Annotated in this window: 19 protein-coding genes; 10 read left to right on the top strand and 9 right to left on the bottom strand. The window is 62.1% G+C overall.

The genetic code is table 11. The features are described from left to right. Positions 1 to 49 precede the first annotated feature (49 nt). Positions 50 to 598 carry a hypothetical protein gene (locus ACX3M4_RS21860; RefSeq protein WP_459355090.1) on the top strand — a complete coding sequence of 183 codons (549 nt, stop codon included), beginning with the start codon at positions 50 to 52 and terminating at the stop codon, positions 596 to 598. A gap of 57 nt (positions 599 to 655) precedes the next feature. Here the strand turns inward: ACX3M4_RS21860 and ACX3M4_RS21855 are convergent, their stop codons facing one another. From ACX3M4_RS21855 to ACX3M4_RS21840, 4 genes are all read right to left on the bottom strand, one after another. Beyond that, positions 656 to 1,177: a DUF1178 family protein gene (locus tag ACX3M4_RS21855; protein ID WP_459355089.1), complete on the bottom strand. Its 522-nt coding sequence runs from the start codon at positions 1,175 to 1,177 to the stop codon at positions 656 to 658. Continuing rightward, positions 1,174 to 2,028: a carbon-nitrogen hydrolase family protein gene (locus ACX3M4_RS21850; RefSeq protein ID WP_459355088.1), complete on the bottom strand. Its 855-nt coding sequence runs from the start codon at positions 2,026 to 2,028 to the stop codon at positions 1,174 to 1,176. The genes ACX3M4_RS21855 and ACX3M4_RS21850 overlap by 4 nt, the downstream gene beginning before the upstream one ends. A gap of 58 nt (positions 2,029 to 2,086) precedes the next feature. Continuing rightward, complete coding sequence (gene grxC, locus ACX3M4_RS21845) at positions 2,087 to 2,344, bottom strand: glutaredoxin 3 (RefSeq protein ID WP_459355087.1); 258 nt, start codon at positions 2,342 to 2,344, stop codon at positions 2,087 to 2,089. Between the two features lie 109 nt (positions 2,345 to 2,453). After that, the gene (locus ACX3M4_RS21840; RefSeq protein WP_459355086.1) at positions 2,454 to 3,191 is read right to left on the bottom strand and encodes a ComF family protein; all 738 of its coding nucleotides are present in this window, start codon (positions 3,189 to 3,191) and stop codon (positions 2,454 to 2,456) included. Positions 3,192 to 3,393: 202 nt separating this feature from the next. On the opposite strand from ACX3M4_RS21840, the gene ACX3M4_RS21835 reads away from it, so the two are divergent. Further along, a complete protein-coding gene (locus tag ACX3M4_RS21835; RefSeq protein WP_459355085.1) occupies positions 3,394 to 4,284 on the top strand; it encodes a class I SAM-dependent methyltransferase in 891 nt (296 codons plus the stop codon). A 29-nt stretch (positions 4,285 to 4,313) separates the two neighbouring features. Here the strand turns inward: ACX3M4_RS21835 and ACX3M4_RS21830 are convergent, their stop codons facing one another. The 4 genes from ACX3M4_RS21830 to ACX3M4_RS21815 form a co-directional block, all read right to left on the bottom strand. Further along, the gene (locus ACX3M4_RS21830) at positions 4,314 to 4,538 is read right to left on the bottom strand and encodes a Flp family type IVb pilin (RefSeq protein WP_459355084.1); all 225 of its coding nucleotides are present in this window, start codon (positions 4,536 to 4,538) and stop codon (positions 4,314 to 4,316) included. Positions 4,539 to 4,561: 23 nt separating this feature from the next. Beyond that, positions 4,562 to 4,963 carry a (deoxy)nucleoside triphosphate pyrophosphohydrolase gene (locus ACX3M4_RS21825; protein ID WP_459355083.1) on the bottom strand — a complete coding sequence of 134 codons (402 nt, stop codon included), beginning with the start codon at positions 4,961 to 4,963 and terminating at the stop codon, positions 4,562 to 4,564. Positions 4,964 to 5,047: 84 nt separating this feature from the next. Next, complete coding sequence (gene argJ / locus ACX3M4_RS21820) at positions 5,048 to 6,289, bottom strand: bifunctional glutamate N-acetyltransferase/amino-acid acetyltransferase ArgJ (RefSeq protein WP_459355082.1); 1,242 nt, start codon at positions 6,287 to 6,289, stop codon at positions 5,048 to 5,050. Between the two features lie 182 nt (positions 6,290 to 6,471). Further along, positions 6,472 to 7,368: a peptidylprolyl isomerase gene (locus ACX3M4_RS21815; RefSeq protein WP_459355081.1), complete on the bottom strand. Its 897-nt coding sequence runs from the start codon at positions 7,366 to 7,368 to the stop codon at positions 6,472 to 6,474. Positions 7,369 to 7,637: 269 nt separating this feature from the next. On the opposite strand from ACX3M4_RS21815, the gene secA reads away from it, so the two are divergent. The 8 genes from secA (at position 7,638) to ACX3M4_RS21775 (ending at position 19,085) form a co-directional block, all read left to right on the top strand. After that, positions 7,638 to 10,409, top strand: a complete 2,772-nt coding sequence (secA, locus tag ACX3M4_RS21810; protein WP_459355080.1) for a preprotein translocase subunit SecA — start codon at positions 7,638 to 7,640, stop codon at positions 10,407 to 10,409. A 260-nt stretch (positions 10,410 to 10,669) separates the two neighbouring features. Then, positions 10,670 to 12,445 (top strand): B12-binding domain-containing radical SAM protein, encoded by a 1,776-nt coding sequence (locus ACX3M4_RS21805; RefSeq protein WP_459355079.1) that lies wholly within the window; start codon positions 10,670 to 10,672, stop codon positions 12,443 to 12,445. A gap of 172 nt (positions 12,446 to 12,617) precedes the next feature. Next, a complete protein-coding gene (locus ACX3M4_RS21800) occupies positions 12,618 to 13,664 on the top strand; it encodes a glycosyltransferase family 2 protein (RefSeq protein ID WP_459355078.1) in 1,047 nt (348 codons plus the stop codon). 16 nt (positions 13,665 to 13,680) lie between these two features. Then, complete coding sequence (locus tag ACX3M4_RS21795; protein ID WP_459355077.1) at positions 13,681 to 14,085, top strand: GtrA family protein; 405 nt, start codon at positions 13,681 to 13,683, stop codon at positions 14,083 to 14,085. A gap of 6 nt (positions 14,086 to 14,091) precedes the next feature. After that, positions 14,092 to 15,609, top strand: coding sequence for a glycosyltransferase family 39 protein (locus ACX3M4_RS21790; RefSeq protein WP_459355076.1), 1,518 nt, complete (start codon positions 14,092 to 14,094; stop codon positions 15,607 to 15,609). Positions 15,610 to 15,677: 68 nt separating this feature from the next. Beyond that, positions 15,678 to 16,859 (top strand): adenylate/guanylate cyclase domain-containing protein, encoded by a 1,182-nt coding sequence (locus ACX3M4_RS21785; RefSeq protein WP_459355075.1) that lies wholly within the window; start codon positions 15,678 to 15,680, stop codon positions 16,857 to 16,859. Positions 16,860 to 16,924: 65 nt separating this feature from the next. Next, positions 16,925 to 17,722, top strand: a complete 798-nt coding sequence (locus ACX3M4_RS21780) for an alpha/beta fold hydrolase (protein ID WP_459355074.1) — start codon at positions 16,925 to 16,927, stop codon at positions 17,720 to 17,722. A 259-nt stretch (positions 17,723 to 17,981) separates the two neighbouring features. Then, entirely contained in the window at positions 17,982 to 19,085 is a 1,104-nt protein-coding gene (locus ACX3M4_RS21775; protein ID WP_459355073.1) for a hypothetical protein, read from the top strand. A gap of 35 nt (positions 19,086 to 19,120) precedes the next feature. Here ACX3M4_RS21775 and ACX3M4_RS21770 read toward each other — a convergent pair whose 3' ends face one another. Beyond that, entirely contained in the window at positions 19,121 to 20,305 is a 1,185-nt protein-coding gene (locus ACX3M4_RS21770) for an NAD(P)/FAD-dependent oxidoreductase (RefSeq protein WP_459355072.1), read from the bottom strand. Positions 20,306 to 20,326 lie beyond the last annotated feature (21 nt).

Raw genomic sequence — 20,326 nt, 5'->3', positions numbered from 1 at the left:
GCCGGAACCGGCCGGCCGCATCACTCATACAAACAGCGGAGGATCTTTCATGCCCACGAAGCGCAATACGGGTGCCTTCGATTTCGGCTCCATGATGGCCGACTGGCCACAAATGGGCGACTGGCCGGGAATGGACAACTGGCCGATGCCCGCGTTTTCCAACTGGGCCTTTGCCGAGCGCGAAGACCGGATCGAGGCAAAGACCATCGCCAGCTTCCAGAAAATGGGCCGGACCATGTGGTCCCACGCCGAAAAGGCGTTTGACGATCATATGGATTTCGTCAGCAACCGGCTGCATCAGGATTTCGAATGCGCCAAGTCGCTGAGCCAGTGCACGGCGCCGGAAGAAACCGTGGCGACGCTGCAGGACTTCTATTCGAAGATGGCGAGCGAATACCAGGAGCATTTCGAGAAGCAGGCCGCGCTTTTCCGCGACAGCTTTGCCGAGAATGCCGCTGCCGTCGAAGAGCTCAACGAGACGGCCGTGGAAAGCGTCAGCGAACTGAGCAAGGCCGCCGAGGAAAGCAAGAGCGTTACCAGGCAGCCGGTCAAGGCAGCGGCAACGCGCCGCCGCCCGGCAGTGGCCAGCAAGCGTTAGAGCTTTCCGCCAAGGCAAAGCCGGCGCGCGAACTGCGCGGCGGCTTTTTCATGACCGTCAGTTCTTGTCTTCGGGGAGTTCCGGCAGCGGGAACACCTGGATGCCTTCATCCAGCAGCGCTTCGACATCCTTCGGTGAGGTTTCGCCGTAGATGCTGCGCTCTTCCGTTTCTCCGTAGTGGATCTTGCGGGCTTCGGCGGCAAAATTCCGGCCGACATTTTCCGAATTCTCGACGATCCGCGCCCGTACAAGGCGCAGAGCCTCGATCACGTCCTTCTGCTGCAGGTCCTGCGGCAACAGGGCTGATGGCCGCAGTCCGGAGGCTTCGGGCGTTGCCGGCGCTTCCGGCTTCGGGGCCGGCGCTACCGGTTGCAAATCAGTTTTCGTCGCCCCGGCAAGGGCCTCCTTCTTGCGCGCCGTCGATACGGCCGGCGCCATCAGGCCCTTGCGGACCTCAGCCGTACCGCAAACCGGGCAAGTGACGAGCTTCCGGTCATGCTGGGCGTCGAAATCCTCGGAATTGCGGAACCAGCCTTCGAAGGAATGCGCCCCGATGCAGACGAGCGTGTATTTGATCACGCCGGAACCTCCGCCGGTCCCTCGGCGAGATCGCAGGTAAAGTCGCGCTCGTTGGCGATGGCAGGAATGCGGCCACGGGCATCCGTGACTTTCTGCGTATCGATTTCGGCGAGCACGTATCCGGGCTCGTCATGCTCCAGTTCGGCGACGACCCCGCCCCAGGGATCGACGACAATGCTGTGGCCATAGGTCTCGCGGCCGTCTTCATGGGTTCCGCCCTGGGCGGCGGAAATCACATAGGCCCCGTTCTCGATGGCGCGGGCACGCTGCAGCACATGCCAATGCGCCCGGCCGGTCTGGCAGGTGAAGGCGGCCGGTGCGGTGAGAACCTGCGCGCCGTTGCGTGCCTGGGTCCGGAAGATCGCCGGAAAGCGGATGTCGTAACAGACGGCCATGCCCAGCTTGGCAAAGGGCAGACTTGCGACGACGGTCCGGGTACCGGGCTCGTAGGTCGCCGATTCCCGCCAGCTCTCGCCATTCGGCAGGTCGACGTCGAACATGTGGATCTTGTCATAGCTAGCAAGGACGCCGCCATCCGGACCGATCAGGAAGGCGCGGTTGGCGACCTTGCCATTGCCCGCCAGCACGGCGAGCGACCCCAGATGCAGATAAACGCCGAGTTCGCCGGCAAGCTCAACTGACCGCATCAGAAACGGGTCGGATTGCGGATGGGAAATCCGCTCAAGCAGGTCGTCGCGGCTGCGCACCAGCACATTCGACATTTCGGGCGTCTGGATAAATTGCGCACCCTCCCGGGCAGCGTCCCGGATCAGGCTTTCCGCTGTCGCGATATTGTCCGAAATCGTCTTGCCGCTGCGAAGCTGGACGCAGGCTGCCGTGAACGTGGTCATGCGACCAAAATCTCCTTCATGCCGGCCCGGTTGCGGGCCGGGCTATCGAACCAGTAAATCAGGACGCAAGCAGGGCGTCCAGTTTCCCCGAACGGTCCAGATCGTGCAGATCGTCACAGCCGCCGACATGTGTCTTGCCGACAAAGATCTGCGGAAAGGTCGAGCGCCCGTTTGCTTTTTGCACCATTTCCTTGCGCAAGCCCGGATCGAAGGTGGCGTCATGTTCGGTGTAGCTGACGCCCTTCTTGTCGAGCAGCCGCTTGGCCGCCGTGCAAAATCCGCAAAGCTGGCGCGTATAGATCACCACGTCTGCCATCAAGTCCCGTCCTTTTTCCGGCAGCGGGCACACCTATTGCGCCGCCGCTCATCAAATCCGGGCGTTATATGCGTTCGCCCGGCAAAAACTCAAGAGATTGCTGCGACGATCAGCCGTTGCCGCCCGAACGATGCGACGGGTCGACCAGCGCGAAGGTGAGCACATCGACCGACGCCGCCCCTGCCGAAGTCAGGCAATTGCAACAGGCGGTCACCGTGGAGCCGGTGGTCATCACATCATCGATCAACACCACGTGACGGCCCTGCAGAAGTCCGGCACGACTGGCATCGACGGCAAAGGCCTTGCGCACGTTCCGGCGCCGGTCCTTTGCCGGCAGCCCCACCTGACGGCGGGTGCGTTTGTGCCGTTTGAGCAGACCCGGCTCGTAGTGCCCGCCGGCAGCAACAGCGACTTCCCGGGCAAGGTCGGCCGACTGGTTGAACCGCCGCGACAGCAGCCGCATCCAGTGCAGCGGCACCGGCACGAGCAGGCTGTCGGGGGTTAGCAGCTCCTCGCCTGCGCGCGCCATCCAGCGTGCCATCGGCCGGGCCAATTCCCGCCGCGCGGAGAATTTCAAGGCATGCACCATCTGCCGTGCCGGCCCCTCGTAATAGGCGACGGCACGCAGCCGGTCGAAGACCGGCGGCGACGCGATGGCTGCCGGACTCCAGGCGTCCTCGCCGACATCATAGGCAAACGGCGTTCCGAGACGCTGGCACCAGGGGCGTTCCAGAAAGGTCATCTGCTGCCAGCAGGCGGCACACAATCCGTTGTCCGCGGAAGCGGTTCTGGCGTCGCAGCAAAGGCAGCGCTTGGGCAGGACGAGGTCGAGCGCCGTTCGTGCCACCGCCGCGGGCAAATCCTGAAACCTGATCGCGCGTGAAAACAGCTCATCCTCCATACGCCTGCCAGCCGAAGACGACCATAAGTTGCGAGTTTCGCCAAGTCGATTCCTCCGGCGACGAAACAAGCGCGACGCTTCGGACTTTGACCTGAGGCGTGCGGTATCATATGTGACCGGTTAGCATCCGACGACATCCGAGACTTCCGTGACCGCTCAGCCTGACCTCTTCGACCGCACCTTGTTCAAACGCCGGCGCCTCCGGGCCCTGGCGGCCGCGAAACCGGGCGCCGACTTCCTGTTGAAGGCAGTCTCGGAAGACCTTGCCGACAGACTGCTGCTGGTCAACCGCCGCTTTCCGGTCGCTGTCGACCTTGGCGGCCATGGCGGTCATGTGCTCACCGCGATCAAATCTTCCGGCAAGGCCGACCACCTGGTTCGTGCGGATCTCTTTGCTGCGGATCCCGGCCTTGCCCCGCCCGATTTCGTGTTCGACGATGCGCTGCTGCCGCTAGGCGATCAGTCCGTCGATCTGATCGTGTCGGCCCTCGGTCTGCAATTCGTCAACGACCTGCCGGGCTCACTGGTGCAGATCCGGCGGGCGCTCCGACCGGACGGCCTGTTTCTCGCGACCCTGCCCGGCGCCGGAACCTTGAGCGAATTGCGCGACAGCCTGACACGGGCGGAGCTTGAACTTTGCGGCGGCGCGGCGGCCAGGGTTCTGCCCTTTGCCGATACGCGCGACCTCGGCGCCCTTCTGCAGCGGGCGGGATTTGCCCTGCCCGTCACCGACCTCGACACGATCACAGTGCGCTACGACCACCTCTTCGCATTGATGGCGGATCTGAGGGCGATGGGAGCGACCTCCATTTTGAAGGACCGCAGCCGGCGGCCGCTGCCGCGCAGCGTCTTCCTGCGCGCGGCCGCGCTCTATGCCGAGAACCACGCCGACGCCGACGGACGCATCCGGGCGACATTTTCGCTGGTGACGCTTTCCGGCTGGGCGCCGCATGAGAGCCAGCAAAAGCCGCTGCGGCCGGGATCGGCCAAATCGCGGCTCGCGGACGCTTTAGGCGTTTCCGAGCAGAAGATCAGGTGAAGGTCTGGCGGGCCGCCTGACTGCGCGGATCAGCTTCCGGACAAGGCGCCGACGACTGCAGTCGATATGCCGCCGAAAATGTCCTCGCGCACCGTGGTGCCGAGTGCGAGCAGAATGCCAAGAAGGACAATACTGACGATCGCGCCGATCATGCCGTACTCAATCGCCGTCGCGCCTGACCTGTCCTTGCAGAAATCGGCAAAGGCCTTCGAAACCCACGATGCCGGTTGTGAAATTTTGAACTTTCCAGACACCGCGTTCGACCCCTGTTTGCAATCTAGATCGCATCCATCAGGTGAGGAATGAGCGGCTCATCCGCTGCCGGCATCGGATAGTCCCTTAGCCGGTTCGCCCGTACCCATTTCACGGCCTGGTTTTCCCGGCCCTGCGGTACACCTCCCCACCTGCGGCAGATGAAAAGTGGCATAAGTAGGTGAAAATCTTCATAAGTGTGGCTGGCGAAGGTGAGCGGTGCAAGACACGCTTCGTTAACCTCGATGCCCAGCTCCTCGTGCAGTTCCCGGATCAGGGTTTCTTCCGGCCGCTCTCCTGCCTCGACCTTTCCGCCGGGGAATTCCCACAATCCGGCCATGGATTTGCCCTCCGGCCGTTGCGCCAGCAGGATACGGCCGTCCACGTCGACAAGGGCACAGGCGGCTACAAGCACGATTTTTGTCATGGCTGATGTCCAATCCCGGAACGGTTGGCTAATGTCCCGTTAAGCATGTTCCCGGATGCACCCCGTCAATTCCGCGCAAGCTGCTCAGCTGCGGTAGTCGCCGTTGATGGCGACGTATTCCTTGGTCAGGTCACAGGTCCAGACGGTTGCCGTGCCGCTGCCCAGCCCCAGATCGACCCGGATGACAATGTCTTCCTGCTCCATGACGGCGGAGGTTGCCGCTTCGCTGTAATCCGGATCGCGCTCGCCCTCGACCGCGACACGCACATCGCCGAACCAGATCGCCAGCCTGTCCCGGTCCGCCGGTTCACCGGCTTTGCCGACAGCCATCACGACACGGCCCCAATTGGCGTCCTCGCCAGCGATTGCCGTCTTGACCAAAGGCGAATTGGCGATCGACAGGGCGATCCGCTTGGCGGAAGCATTGCTTTCGGCGCCTTCCACGGTCACTTCGACGAATTTGCGGGCACCTTCCCCGTCCCGAACGATCTGATGGGCGAGATCCAGCATGACGTCGCTCAGGGCGGCGCGCAGCACGTCAACGCGCGGATCGTCGAGGGACATCACCGGCTCAACGCCCTTTGCCCCTGCGGTTCCGGTCGCGAAGAGCAGGACCGTGTCGGAGGTGGAGGTGTCGCTGTCGACCGTGACCGCGTTGAAGCTGCCGCCCGTCTCGCCGCTCAGGAGCGCCTGCAGCACATCCGGCGCGATCGGGGCATCGGTGAAAATGAAAGAAAGCATGGTCGCCATGTCCGGCGCGATCATGCCAGCTCCCTTGGCCATGCCGTTGATCGATACCGTTACACCGTCAAGATCGACGCTGGACGTTGCCACCTTCGGATAGGTGTCGGTCGTCATGATCGCCTTGGCCGCATCCAGCCAGCCGGCGCTGCCCTGGGTCGCCTTCAGCTCATCGACCACGCCGGAGAACTTTTCGGCCGGAAGCGGTTCGCCGATGACACCGGTCGAGGCGAGGAAGATCTCGCCGTCCGCGCAGCCGAGCGCGCCGGAGACGATCGAGGCGGAAAGTTCGACCGCCGCCTTGCCCTTCTTGCCGGTGAAGGCATTGGCATTGCCGGAATTGACGAGCAGCGCCCGCGCCCTGCCAGCGCCAACGCGCGCCTTGCACCAGTCGACCGGGGCCGAGGAGCATTTGGACCTGGTGAAGACACCGGCCACCGCCGTGCCTTCCGGGACCGTCGCCAGCAGCACGTCGGTACGGCCCTTGTACTTGATCCCGGCCGAGGCGGTGGCGAATCGTACGCCTTCGATCTCCGGCATGTCGGGATAGGATTTAGGGGCAAGGGGGGAAACGGTCGTCGACATCGGAACAATCCCGGTCAGGAAGGATAAGGGCGCGAAAGCCCGATACATTAATCAGAAAAGGCTCTATCCAAAAGCAGGGAACAAGCCAAGTGCTTTCAGGACTTCACGCAAGTTGTCCGCAGACACGATAAACCCGGCGGCCTGGAAAGCCGCCGGGTCTTTCATTTGTGTGACCGGCAGACTTATTCGGTCTTCGTGGCGTCTTCAGCGGCAGCGCCGCCTTCAGGTGCCGGCTCTTCCGTCGCTTTCAGCAGCTTTTCGTCGAGGATCTCGACCTTGTTGGCTTCCTTCAGCTCCGCCATCTTGGCTTCGTAGCGGTCGCGGAAAAGCTTCTGGCGCAGGCCGTTCTCGACCTCCTCGAAAGCCGGCTTCGGCTGACGGCGGGTTTCTTCCAGCAGGATGACGTGCCATCCGAACTGGGTTTCCACCGGTTCCTTGGTGTAGCTGCCCGGCTCGAGGGCAAAGGCGGCCTCTTCGAACTGCGGCACCATCTGGCCCTTGGCGAAGAAACCGAGATCACCGCCGTTCGGACCGGACGGGCCCGTGGATTTTTCGCGCGCCAGCTCGGCGAAATCCGCGCCGCCGTCGAGTTCCTTGATCAGCTCTTCGGCTTCGGCCTTTTCCTTCACCAGAATGTGACGGGCGTGGATTTCCTCGGTGCCTTCGAAGGAGGCAAATTCCTCGTCATAGGCTGCCTTGACCTCTTCGTCGGTAATTGCGCCGCCGATCTTCTGGGAAAGATATGCGTTGCGCAGCGCCTGAAGCGTCAGGAAATCCATCTGCTTCTGGAAATCCGGGTCCTGGTTGAGACCGTCGTCCCGGGCAGCCTGCGCAAGCAATTCCATGTCGACCATCGCGTCCAGCAGGAGCTGGCGCCACTGTGCGGGCGGAAAACGCTTGAGCTCCTGGCCCAGTTCGCGGGCGGTGAATGCCAGATCTGCTTCCGTGATCTCCGCGTTGCCCACCTTGGCAACCACATCACCCGGCTCCTGTGCGGAGAGGGAGGCGGATCCGAGCGTCAGGGCCAGGAAAGAAACGGCAAGCGCCTGAGCCGGCCTGCGCATCGAAATTCGGAACATGAGAAGTCCTTTACGTATCGGAACGATAAACTTTACGGCCCCCGGTCTTCGAGGGCGTGGGTACATTGCGCATTCCTGCGGCGTTGACAAGCATTCAGCCCCCTCTTATCTGTCGGGCGTCCTGGCTTGCAGACCAGGAAGGCATCTTTTCGGCCGCGCTCGTCAGCCAGTGCATTGCACCTGGCGGCAACGTGGACAGCAATTGAGACGATTTCATGGGCAGGCGCCGCAATGCCAACTGGCGCCGCCTCGTAGGGAAGGACCGCCACATGGCTGGCCTTGGCGCTTTAGCACGTAAGATCTTCGGTTCGTCCAACGACCGGAAAATCAAGGCATTCCGGGCAAAGGTTGAGCAGATCAACGCCCTGGAGCCGGAAACTCAGGCCCTTTCGGACGAAGCTCTCAGAGCGCGCACCGACGACTTCCGGGCGCAGCTCAAAAACGGCGCAAGCGTCGACGACCTTCTCGTTCCAGCATTTGCGACGGTGCGCGAGGCCGCACGCCGCGCCCTCGGCCAGCGCCACTACGACGTGCAGCTGATCGGCGGCATGGTGCTGAATGCCAACCAGATCGCCGAGATGCGCACCGGTGAAGGCAAGACGCTGGTCGCCACCGCGCCGGTCTACCTGAACGCCCTGACCGGCAACGGCGTTCATGTCGTCACCGTCAACGACTATCTGGCACAGCGCGACAGCGACTGGATGGGGCAGGTCTACAAGTTTCTCGGCCTGACCGTCGGCTGCATCACCCATGGCCTGAGCGACGAGGAACGCCGCGCTGCCTATGCCGCCGATGTCACCTACGGCACCAACAACGAATTCGGCTTCGACTATCTCCGCGACAACATGAAGCATGACCGCGCCTCCATGGTTCAGCGTGGCCACGCCTATGCCATCGTCGACGAAGTGGACTCCATCCTCGTGGACGAGGCACGGACGCCGCTGATCATCTCCGGTCCGCTGGAAGACCGCTCCGAATTCTACAACACGGTCGATGCCTTCATTCCGCACCTGACCGCCGAGGACTTCGAGCTCGACGAGAAGGCCCGCTCCACCAGCTTCACCGAAGCCGGCAACGAAAAGCTTGAGCAACTGCTTGCCGAAGCCGGGCTTTTGAAGGGCGACAGCCTTTACGATGTGGAAAACGTCGCCATCGTGCACCACCTTCAGCAGGCACTGAAGGCGCACAAGCTGTTCCAGCGCGACAAGGACTACATCGTCCGTAACGACGAAGTCGTCATCATCGACGAATTCACCGGCCGCATGATGCCGGGCCGCCGTTTCTCCGAAGGCCTGCACCAGGCGCTGGAAGCCCGCGAGAAAGTCCGCATCCAGCCGGAAAACCAGACGCTCGCATCCATCACCTTCCAGAACTACTTCCGCATGTACGGCAAGCTGGCCGGCATGACCGGCACAGCCTCGACCGAGGCCGACGAATTCGCCGACATCTACAAGCTGGAAGTGGTCGAGATCCCGACAAACGTGCCGGTAAAGCGCATCGACGACGATGACGAGGTCTACCGGACCGTCCAGGAAAAATTCAACGCCATCGTCAAGCTGATCGACGATTGCAAGGAGCGCGCGCAGCCGATCCTGGTCGGCACGACCTCCATTGAAAAGTCGGAATTGCTGGCCGAAATGCTGAAGAAGCACGGCTACAAGCAGATCGACCTCAGCAATCCGGCGGCCTTTGCGGCGGCGCAGAAGAAGGACGGCGGCAAGTCGAAGGTCTTTGCGGTGCTGAACGCCCGCTACCACGAACAGGAAGCCTTCATCGTTGCGCAGGCTGGTCTGCCGGGTGCGGTCACCATTGCCACCAACATGGCCGGCCGCGGTACCGACATCCAGCTCGGCGGCAACGCCGACATGCAGATCCAGATGGAACTGGGCGACATGCCGGAAGGCGCGGAGCGCAGCGCCAAGGAAGCGCAGATCCGCACCGAGGTCGAAGAGCTGAAGAAAAAGGCGCTCGAAGCCGGCGGTCTTTACGTGATCGGCACGGAGCGCCACGAAAGCCGGCGCATCGACAACCAGTTGCGTGGCCGTTCCGGCCGCCAGGGCGACCCCGGCCATTCCAAGTTCTTCCTGTCTCTGCAGGACGACCTGATGCGGATCTTCGGCTCCGAGCGAATGGATTCCATGCTGCAGAAGCTCGGCCTTGAAGAAGGCGAAGCCATCATCCATCCGTGGATCAACAAGGCACTTGAAAAGGCCCAGCAGAAGGTCGAGGCGCGCAACTTCGACATCCGCAAGAACCTGCTCAAGTTCGACGACGTCATGAACGACCAGCGCAAGGTCGTCTTCGACCAGCGCATCGAGCTGATGGACAGCGATGCCATCCAGGATGCCGTCTCCGACATGCGTCACGACGTGATCGACGACCTCGTCGCCGCCCACATTCCCGAACGCGCCTATCCCGAGCAGTGGGACACCGAAGGCCTGCAGGAAGAAGTCCGCAAATACCTCAATCTCGACGTGCCGGTGAAGGACTGGGCGGCCGAGGAAGGCATTGCGGACGAGGAAGTCCGGGAGCGCCTGCGCAAGGCTGCCGATGAAGCCATGGCGCAGAAAGTCGCCAAATACTCGCCTGACATCATGCGTCAGGTGGAGAAGATGATCCTGCTGCAGACCCTCGACAATCTGTGGCGCGAGCACCTTGCCAACCTCGATCACCTGCGGTCCGTTATCGGCTTCCGCGGCTATGCCCAGCGCGATCCGCTGCAGGAATACAAGACCGAGGCCTTCACCCTGTTCGAAACCATGCTCGCTCAGCTGCGCCGGATGACCACTGCCCAGCTTCTGCGCGTGGAAATGGTCACCGAACAGCCGCCGCAAATGCCGGCCGAGCCGGAAATGCATGCCCATCACATCAATCCGTTGACCGGGGAAGACGAGATTGCGCTGGCGGATGCCCAGCTCGCGGTGCCGTCGGCTCAGCGCGATCCGAACAACCCCGCCACCTGGGGCAAGGTCGGCCGCAACGAGGCCTGCCCCTGCGGTTCGGGCAAGAAATTCAAGCACTGCCACGGCGTTCTCGCCTGAAGCCCTCGTGGGCGGGATCTTTCCCAACGCACTGAATTGAACGGGCGCCCGCGTCTTCGGACCGGCGCCCGTTGCATTATCGTCCCCCGCCAAGCCTTCCACCGCGTGCCCGGTCGTCCTTGTGCCGGCAGCAAGCTTGCTTTACCTTGCGTTAACTGAAGCGTTCGCGGACCAAGGGTCTCGGCAACGGGTTAAAAGCAAGAACAACCACCACTCCGCCGACAAGAGCAAGGCCGCGTATGACACGGGGGCCGTGCGGAATGAGTACGTTTCACGTCGAGATCATCAAACCCTCTCACTACGATGATGACGGTTATGTCCTGCAATGGTGGAAAGCCTGGATTCCGTCCAATTCCATGGCCTGCCTCTATGCGATTGCCCAGGATTGTGCGAGGCGGAAGGTTCTTGGCGACACCGCCATTTCGGTGAACGCCTATGACGAGATGACCATGCGCGTGCCGCTCCGGCAGATCATCGAAAGAACCCGGAATGGGGGCGGCATCGTCTGCCTTGCGGGTGTTCAGTCCAACCAGTTTCCCCGTGCGATCGAGATTGCCCGGCAACTGCGGAGCTCAAACGTCGCCGTTCTTCTCGGCGGGTTTCATGTCTCCGGCTGCCTGTCGATGCTGAAAGAACTTCCGCCCGACTTGCAGGATGCGCTGGATATGGGGATCACCCTGTTTGCCGGCGAAGCGGAAGAGCACTTTGAAGGGTTGCTGCTGGATGCCGCAACCCAACGTCTGAAACCGGTCTATAACGTCATGCACGACCTGCCGGGACTGCAACGGCAAGTGCCTCCTATCCTGCCGGAAGCGATCGTCCGGAAATACGACGGCAGGCTGTCGTCCTTCGATGCCGGGCGCGGCTGCCCTTTCCAGTGCTCCTTCTGCACCATCATCAATGTCCAGGGCAGGAAATCCCGGTGGCGCGATGCGGACGATATTGAAGAACTGATCCGGGCGAACCAGGCCCAGAACATCCATTCCTTTTTCATCACCGACGACAATTTCGCCCGCAACAAGAACTGGGAGGCGATTTTCGACCGGATTATCCTGTTGAAAGAGCGGGACGGCATCCGCATCCACTTCCTGATCCAGATCGACACGCTTGCCCATCGCCTGCCGAACTTCGTTGAAAAGGCAGCACGCGCCGGATGCACGCATGTTTTCATCGGGCTGGAAAGCATCAATCCGGAAAACCTCGCCCATATGAAAAAGGGCCAGAACCGGATCACCGAATACCGCAGGATGTTCCAGTTGTGGAAAGAGGCCGGTATCATGACCTATGCGGGCTTCATCATGGGTCTGCCGAACGACACGCCGGAAAGCATCCGCCGGGATATCGAGATCATCAAGCGGGAGCTGCCCGTCGACATGCTCGAATTCACGATGCTGACGCCGCTGCCCGGGTCGGAGGATCACCAGAAACTATATGAGAAAGGCACCTGGCTCGATCCCGATCTCAACCGCTACGACCTTGAACACACGACCTGCGAACACCCGATCATGTCCCCGGAGGTCTGGCAGAAAACCTACCGGGACATCTGGGACTGGTACTACACCGACGACCATGTCGAGACGTTGATGCGCCGCAACATAGCCTATGGCATCAAGCCGGTCCGGGTCTGGCGTCTTTGCCTGCAGATCTATGGCGCCATGCGGTTCGAGGGGGTTCATCCCCAGCAATGCGGTTATTTCCGTTTCAAGGACCCGCGCCAGCGCAGGCCCGGTTTTCCCCGCAGGCCCGCCGTTCTGCACTACCCGGCCTTCGCCATCGAGAGCCTGGTGAAATATGTGCAGTTCGGCCTTTACGGCTGGAAGATCCACCGGATGCGCAAGCGTATCCAGAAAGATCCGACGAGCCGGACCTATTCCGATCTGGCTATCCGACCCGTCGAGGACGCCGAGGGCGAGGCTCTGGAGATTTTCAACCTGAACGCCGCGTCCAGGGAAGCCGTGGCAAAGGCGAAACGGCAAAGAGAGATCATCGAAAAGACAAAGGCGGAGACCGGCGGCACGCTGGAGAAAACGCACTAGTGGAGCGAATTTGACATTTGCTCCAGCGCTAGCAGCAGGGGGATGCAAATGTCAGAATCGAACCACTAGGGCGCCATGTTCCGACGGATTTACGGGACCGGGAAAGTCATGACTGGCCTTTTGGGTTCATTTCCGGCAGTTTGCGCCGGTCAACACAAGAACCCGACTGTCCATGCAGCCCACATCCGCGACTGAAATCTACGTAAACCGGCGGGAAAGCTCCCGCCCGCAGGCACCGCTGCTGAGCGTCATCGTCCCCGTCTATAACGAGGAAGAAGTCATCCGGCACTTCCTGGAGGCGACCCGGCCCGTGCTGGAACGCACCGGACTTGCCTATGAGTATGTCTTCATCGACGACGGCAGCCGGGACCGGACCGCTGACATTTTGTCGCAGGTCTTGAGCGACGGCCTGCCGGGCAGGCTCCTCGGCCTCTCCCGGAATTTCGGCAAGGAGGCCGCTCTCTCGGCAGGTCTTGAAGCCGCAAAGGGCGATATCGCCGTCATCATCGACGCCGACCTGCAGGATCCGCCGGAATTGATCCTGCAGATGCTCGACGGCTGGCGCGCCGGATATGACGTCGTCTACGGGCTCCGGGTCGACCGCTCCTCCGACACGGTGATGAAGCGCTCGACTGCGGACATGTTCTACCGTCTGTTCAACCGGCTCGCCAATATCAACATGCCCGCCAATGCCGGCGATTTCCGTTTGATCGACCGCGCCGTCGTCGACGCGCTGCTTCGCCTGCCGGAGCGCAACCGCTTCATGAAAGGCCTCTTTGCCTGGGTCGGCTTTCCGGCGATGGCACTGCCTTACGAGCGGCCGCCGCGCAAGGCGGGAACAGGCAAGTTCAACTACTGGAAGCTCTGGAACTTTGCGCTCGACGGCCTCACCGGCTTCACCACGCTGCCCCTCCGCGTCTGGTTCTACGGCGGCGCTCTGATTTCCTTGAGCGCCTTTGCCTATGCCCTTTACCTCGTCCTGCGGGTGCTTGTCTTCGGCATCGACGTGCCCGGTTACGCCTCGCTGATGGTGGCCCTGCTGTTCTTCTCGGGCGTTCAGCTGCTGTCGATCGGCATGATCGGAGAATACGTCGCCCGGCTCTTCAACGAGGCCAAGCAGAGGCCGGTCTATATCCTGCAGGATGTGATCGAGGGAGCCGCACCGGTGGCGTCCCTTCGTGAAAAGGCGCCAGCAAAAGAAAACGCCGATGTCACCTGACGAGCGGCGGCGCAAAATGAAGACGGAGGGCGCCTCCGTCGGCAAATTCGCGGTGATCGGCGTGCTCGCAACGCTGACCCACGCCGCTGTGGCCGGTGGCCTGCTGCAATCCGGTCTGCTGCAAGCATTCCCCGCCAATATCTGCGGGTTTCTGGTTGCCTTCGGCGTCTCATTCAGCGGTCACTTCTTCTGGAGCTTCTCCCATCTGAGGCAGAAGGGAACCGCCTGGAAAAGCATGCGCCGCTTCCTGGTGATTTCGGTTTCCGGCTTTGCCCTCAATTCGACCGTGCTGACCCTGTGGCTGAAGCTGACGCCCTGGCCGGACCTGATTGGCCTGATGTTCTCCATTGCGATCGTGCCGGCCTTCTCCTTCCTGGGTGCGCGGCTGTGGGCCTTTTCGCACCGCCCTGCCGAGACCTGATCCTTCATGCACCCGACAGACCAGACCGCATCGCGCGCCGCACTCCTCTATGCAGGCCTCCTATGCCTCCTTTATGCACTGCTGCCGTCGTTGTCTTTCCCCAATCCGCCGCTTGATGTGGTGGAAGGTTTCGCCTGGGGCCGCGAACTTCAGCTCGGCTACACCAAGCATCCGCCCATGCAGGCCTGGCTCCTGGAACTTACCTACCGGCTGACGGGCGGGCTCGCGGGCGGCTATTGGCTGAGTGGACTTTCCGTCGCGCTCGGTTACCTCTTCATCTGGCAGATTGCCCGTCGCCTGACCTTCTCCGCATTGCAGGCCTTCTGGGCGCTGGTGCTGACCAGCGTCACCTTTTACTTCACCCTGCCCCTGCCGGAATTCAACCCGAACATCCTGCAGATCCCCGTCTGGACGGGCATGATGCTGCTGTTTCACCGGACGCTGGAGAAGGACCGCATCGCCGACTGGCTTCTTCTCGGCGCTCTCGCGGCCTTCGGCCTCTACACCAAGTATTTCGTCTTCCTGCTGATCGGCACCATCGGGCTCTACACGCTCCTCTTTGCCGACGCCCGCAGCCGCCTCGCGCGCCCCGGTCCCTGGCTCGCGGCCCTGGTCTGCCTGCTGCTGCTGGTGCCGCATCTGCAATGGCTGCGCGAGACGGATCTTCTGACGCTGAAATACGCTGCCAGCCGCAGCAAGCCGGCAGCATCCTTTCTCGGCCACATCACCAATCCGCTTGCCTTCCTCAGCGCCCAGATCGGCAACCATGCTGGGCTGTTCCTGGTGGTGCTCGCGGGCCTTGGCTGGACTGGGCTGAAGGCAGCCCGTGACCACCGCAGCGAAGCGGTTGAGGTCCTGCCGGCTTCCGGTGACCGGTTCCTTCTCTGGTTCGCCTTCGTGCCGCTCTGCGTCGTGCTGCTAGCCTCCACCGTCACCGGTAACGAATTCGAACACATGTGGGGCACGCCGATGTTCGTGCTCTCGGGACTTGTCGCGATACGATTCCTCGGCCTGCCGGTGCTCTGGCCGCATCAGGGCCGCGCCCTTGCCGCCGCCATCGCCATCCAGGCACTCTTTCTCGGCATTCTTTTCGGCCAGTCGGTGCTGGAGCCGCACTGGAAACACAAGCAGACGCGGCTCCATTATCCGGGCGATACGATCGCCGCTGCCCTTGCCGGGGTCTGGAAGGAGCGCATGGGCACCGACCTTGCCTATGTCGCCGGCGACATGTGGTCCGCCGCCAACGTGACCATCCATGCTCCCGGACGGCCGTCCATGTTCTACCTGCACGATCCGGTACTCAGCCCCTGGATCGACGTCGGGGATGTTCAGGAGAAGGGTCTGATGATCGTCTGGCGCGGCGGCAGCGACAGACTGCCCGGAGAAATCAGCGCCTTGTATCCGGATGCTGTTCGTGACGGCTTCTTGAGCTTTCCCTACCACTCATCCGCGGACATTCCCGAGGTGACCGTCAACTGGCTGATCGTCCCGCCGGGGGCTGTCGCCGAAACGCCGGGAAAATAACACGGATTGTCCGGAAGGTCCGTCTGGAAACCGGGCCGAAAGCCCACTACCTTGGCGCCATGATCAGTATGTCCCAAATAGACGGTATCGAAGACTGGTTGATCGACCAGGCGCTCGGTGCGCCGGATCTCGGCGTGATGTTCGGCGAAATGTGCGAGCGCCTGCGCAATTGTCACGTTCCCATCGACCGGGCGATGATCGGCTGGTCGACGCTGCATCCCCTGATCGAGGCGGAAACCGCAGTCTGGGAAAACGGCAACCAGTTGCACCGCGAACAGATCGCCCATTGGCAGGAGGAATCCGAGGACTGGCTGAACAGTCCCATCCGCGCCATCCTGCTCAGCGGCGAGCCAGTGTTGCGGCGCCGGCTGGCAAATGCCAACGCACCTTTGGAATTCCCCCTGCTCGTCCGGCTGGCCGAAAACGGCTATACCGACTATCTGGTGATCGCGACGGAGTTCGATCTGCCGACGATCAAGGACGAGATCGACACCTCGGGCATCGTCATCAGCTGGGCGACACGCGAGACAGGCGGCTTCACCGACGAGGCCCTGACTGCCATCCGCTATATCCAGAAGCGCTTCGCGCTTGCCGCCCGCGCCACGATCCAGAGCCAGATCGGCCAGACGATCGCCGAGACCTATCTCGGCAGGATCGCCGGCAACAAGGTGCTGAGCGGCCAGATCCGGCACGGCGACGGGGAAACCATCGACGCGGTGATCTTTTTCAGCGACATGCGCAACTCCACCGCGATTGCCGAATTTCTCGGGCCGGAAACCTACCTCGCCTTCCTCAACACCTATTTCAACGCCACGGCCGGCGCGGTGCTCGACAATGGCGGCGAGGTCCTGGACTTCATCGGCGACGCGGTGCTGGGCGTCTTCCCCATCGGTCCGCAAAGCCTGGACAACGCCGTGCAACAGGCCCTTGCGGCGACCGACGAAAGCCGCAGGCGGTTGCTGGCTCTCAACGCCGATCCGCAACTGGCTCATCCCCTGAAAGCCGGCATCGCCCTGTCGGTCGGTTCGGTCATGTTCGGCAATATCGGCGTACCGCACCGGCTGACCTTTTCCGTCATCGGCCAGACGGTGCATGCCGCAGCGCGGATCGAGAGCCTGACCAAGACGGTCGGCGCCGACGTGTTGGTGACCGCCGATGTCGCGCGGTTTGCCGCTGCCAGGACCGCGCCTGCCGGATCTTTCGAGCTGAACGGCTTCACCAGCCCGCAGCCCCTTTTCACTCTCAACTGACCCCACTCCCAGACAAGACCGCCCGCCGGCAAGGCCAGGCGGCCCCTTTCAGAGACGACTCGCCCATGACAGATCTGCGCCCCGACACCCCGACCCATCTGCCCTTCAGAGACCAGGAAGCTGCCCGTCCCGATGACGGCGCACCGGTGGTGTTGCTGCACGGCTTCGGCGGCGACCGCCAGACCTGGCTCAACATCCAGACCGCGCTGGCACCGAAAAAACGTTCGATTGCCTTCGACTTGCCGGGCCATGGGGAAGCGCTCGACTGGCCGCGCATCGGCAATGCCGGCATTGCGGCGAAGGCGGTGACCCAGTCACTGGAAGCGCTCGGACTGACGAAGGTGCATCTTGTCGGCCATTCCATGGGCGGCGCCGTGGCCGCACTGATCGCGCTGCGCAATCCGGATCTGGTCGCTAGCCTGACCCTTTTGGCGCCTGGCGGTTTCGGCCCCGAGATCAATCACCGGCTGCTGCGCCGCTACGCGGTTGCCACCGAGCCCGACGCCATGGAAATCCTTTTGGAACAGTTCTTCGGCTGGGAGTTCAGGCTGCCGAAATTCCTCGCCAGAACCGCGGCGGAAAGCCGCCGGCGTCCCGGTGCCGCCGCGACGCTGGAAACCATCGCCGGCGAGATCATCGACGGCGATGTGCAGAAGACGCTGCCGCGTAACGAGCTGGCCGATCTGCAAATGCCGGTCAAGGTGGTCTGGGGCACACAGGATCGTGTCCTGCCGACCCGCCAGGCCCACAAGCTGCCCGGGACCGTCGCGACGCATATTTTCGAGCGCGTCGGCCACATGGTCCACCTGGAAATCCCGAAGGAAGTGACCCGGCTCATCCTGCAAAATGCGGGGGCGCTATAGAGGCGCCCGCATTCGGTCTCCACGATCTCGCCTGCCGGCTTCCGTATCGGTGACGAAAAAAACCCGCCGGTTTTCGGCGGGGCTTTTTCGTCAAGATCACCGAACCGACCGATTGTGACAGGTGTCACTGCGGCCCCGAAGAGCCCGGATTAACGTGCAGGGGCTTCGGGACGAGAGCCAGCACGTTGGCCGCCCCTGATGGGAAGCACTCATCAACCAGAATACGGAACCCAGAACGAACCGGACATAGGAGCCTCAGATGCCCAACATGTACAAAGGGATGAAGATCGATCGCGCCGCCATGATCGCTCGCAACAAGTGGCTCATCCAATATGTCGGGCCGTTCTCGATTGCCTATAATGACGCCTACAAAAAGTACTCCGAGGTCGTCAACGCGGACAAGGCTGCCGCGGCGAAGGCGCGGGAGGAAAAAGCGGCCCTTGTGATGCTCGCCCTGACCGTTTGCGGCGGCTCGATCCTGACCGCGACGATTGGCGCAGCCGCCCTCAAGACAGGGTTGGGCCAGGCGGCCCTCAACACCCTGCATGGCCCGGTCATGGATTATATCGTCAAGAAGGACAGCATGCGCCTCTACAAGGCCGCAGAATTCGCCAGCAGCAGCGCCACGCTGCACTTCATCCTGGGATCCGCCTATGACAAGGCCTCGGCGGATCTGACGCTTCAATTCAAGACCCTCCTGACCAACGCCCCGGTTTCTGCGTCCATCGACCAGATCGTCAAGGATCCGGACAACCTCAAGACACAGCTCGAAGTCTACGTGGCGCAGCTTCACAACAAGATCATTCTTGCGGCGGACGCCATCGAGAAGAGCAGTGCGAAAAACAAGGATGAGCTGCTTGAAAAACTCAAGGAAGCGCCGTTCTTTTCAAAAATTCCCGACATTCGCAGGTCGCAGGGCAGGATGCGTGAGAATATCGAGCTGACGTTCTGGATGAACCATGTTCTGAGCCGCGACTTTCTTGTCCACAAGACGTCCTTCCACGCGCGGGACGGTCATCACACGGAATCCGAAACCTGGCAGCCGATCAACAAATCACCGAGCGACAGCAGCTACCCGAAGGCCCACAATCCGGGTACCTGGGCCTATGACCGGCACACTCAGGGTCATGGCAAAACGGAATCCTATCTCGGTTATCGCGACACGGGAGATCTCATCGATGCCAGGGTCAACGAACTCTACGAGCGCTATTTCAAGGTGAAATTCTTCGCCAACGATACCTGGCGCGATAAGAAGAAACATTACAGCGCCGCCGACCTGGACGGCCGATCCATCCGCAGGGCTGAGGCGACGATCCGCAAACTGCACGAAACCCAGGCCCTCGCCATCGCCGGAGCACGGTAACCCATGCGGTCGGCAGTGCTTGTCCGCTGCCGGAATTAAGCCTCCGGCAGCAGGTCCTCGCGCCAGGTTTCGCCGATGACCCGCCGGGCCATCATGTGCGAGCGCGGCGAATTGATGCTGTCGACGGCAATCAGCCGGTTGTTGTTGAGATAGGCGACGTAGAACTTGCTCGCGGAGGTGTCGCCGATGACCTTGGTGTCGTCATAACCTTCCGACAAACCCGCGATCTGCAGCTTGATGTCGTACTGATCGGACCAGAACCAGGGCAGCGGGTCATAGTCGACGTCCTGGCCGAGAAGGGTCTGCGCAACGGCCTTGGCCTGGTCGATGGCATTCTGCACGCTCTCCATGCGCACGGAACGCTGGTAGCGGTTGGAATAGAAGCGGGTGCAGTCGCCAGCGGCAAAGATATCCGGATCGCTGGTCTGGCCGCAACCGTCCACCAGGATGCCGTTATCGACCTCCAGACCGGCCTCGGCGGCCAGATGGTCGTTGGGCTCGGCACCGACGGCGACCAGCACCAGTTCTGCGGCAACCGTCTCGCCATTCGACAGCTTCACGCCGGTAACACTGTCACCGCCCTCGATGGCCTCAATGCCGGTGTTGAGCCTGAGATCGATACCCCGCCCCGTGTGCAGGCCGGTGAAATAGTCCGAGACGGCCTGGCTGACGACGCGCTTCATCGGCCGGTCCTGTGCCTCGATGACCGTAACTTCCTTGCCGAGTGACTTGGCGACGGCTGCCACTTCGAGGCCGATATAGCCTGCACCGATGATGGCGATCCTGCGGCTTCCTGTGAGGACATCGCGGATGACATTCACATCGGCGATGGAACGAAGCGTCACGACGCCTTTCTTGTCGGCGCCTTGCAGTTTCAGGAAGCGGGCATTGGTGCCGGTCGCCAGGACCAGTTTGCCATAGGGCAGCGTGTCGCCGTTTTCCAGTTTCAGGCGCTTGGCCGCGCGGTCGATCGCGACGACCTTGGTGTTCGGGATATGGTCGATATTGTTGGTCGTGAAGAAGGCCGGCGGGCGCAGCCACAGGCCTTCCGCGCCGATTTCGCCTGCCAGGAATTTCTTCGACAGCGGCGGGCGCTGATAGGGCGGATGAGGTTCGTCGCCGATCAGCCGCAGCGGCCCTTCAAAGCCGCCCTGGCGCAACGATTGTGCAACCTGGGCGCCTGCTTGTCCTGCTCCGATGATGACGATTTCTTCCTGCATTCCGCTCCGCCCTTTTTTAGG

The organism is Roseibium sp. M-1 (assembly GCF_054515675.1).
The sequence above is the reverse complement of the archived record's forward strand: the minus strand, read 5'-3'. Positions and strand labels throughout refer to the sequence as shown.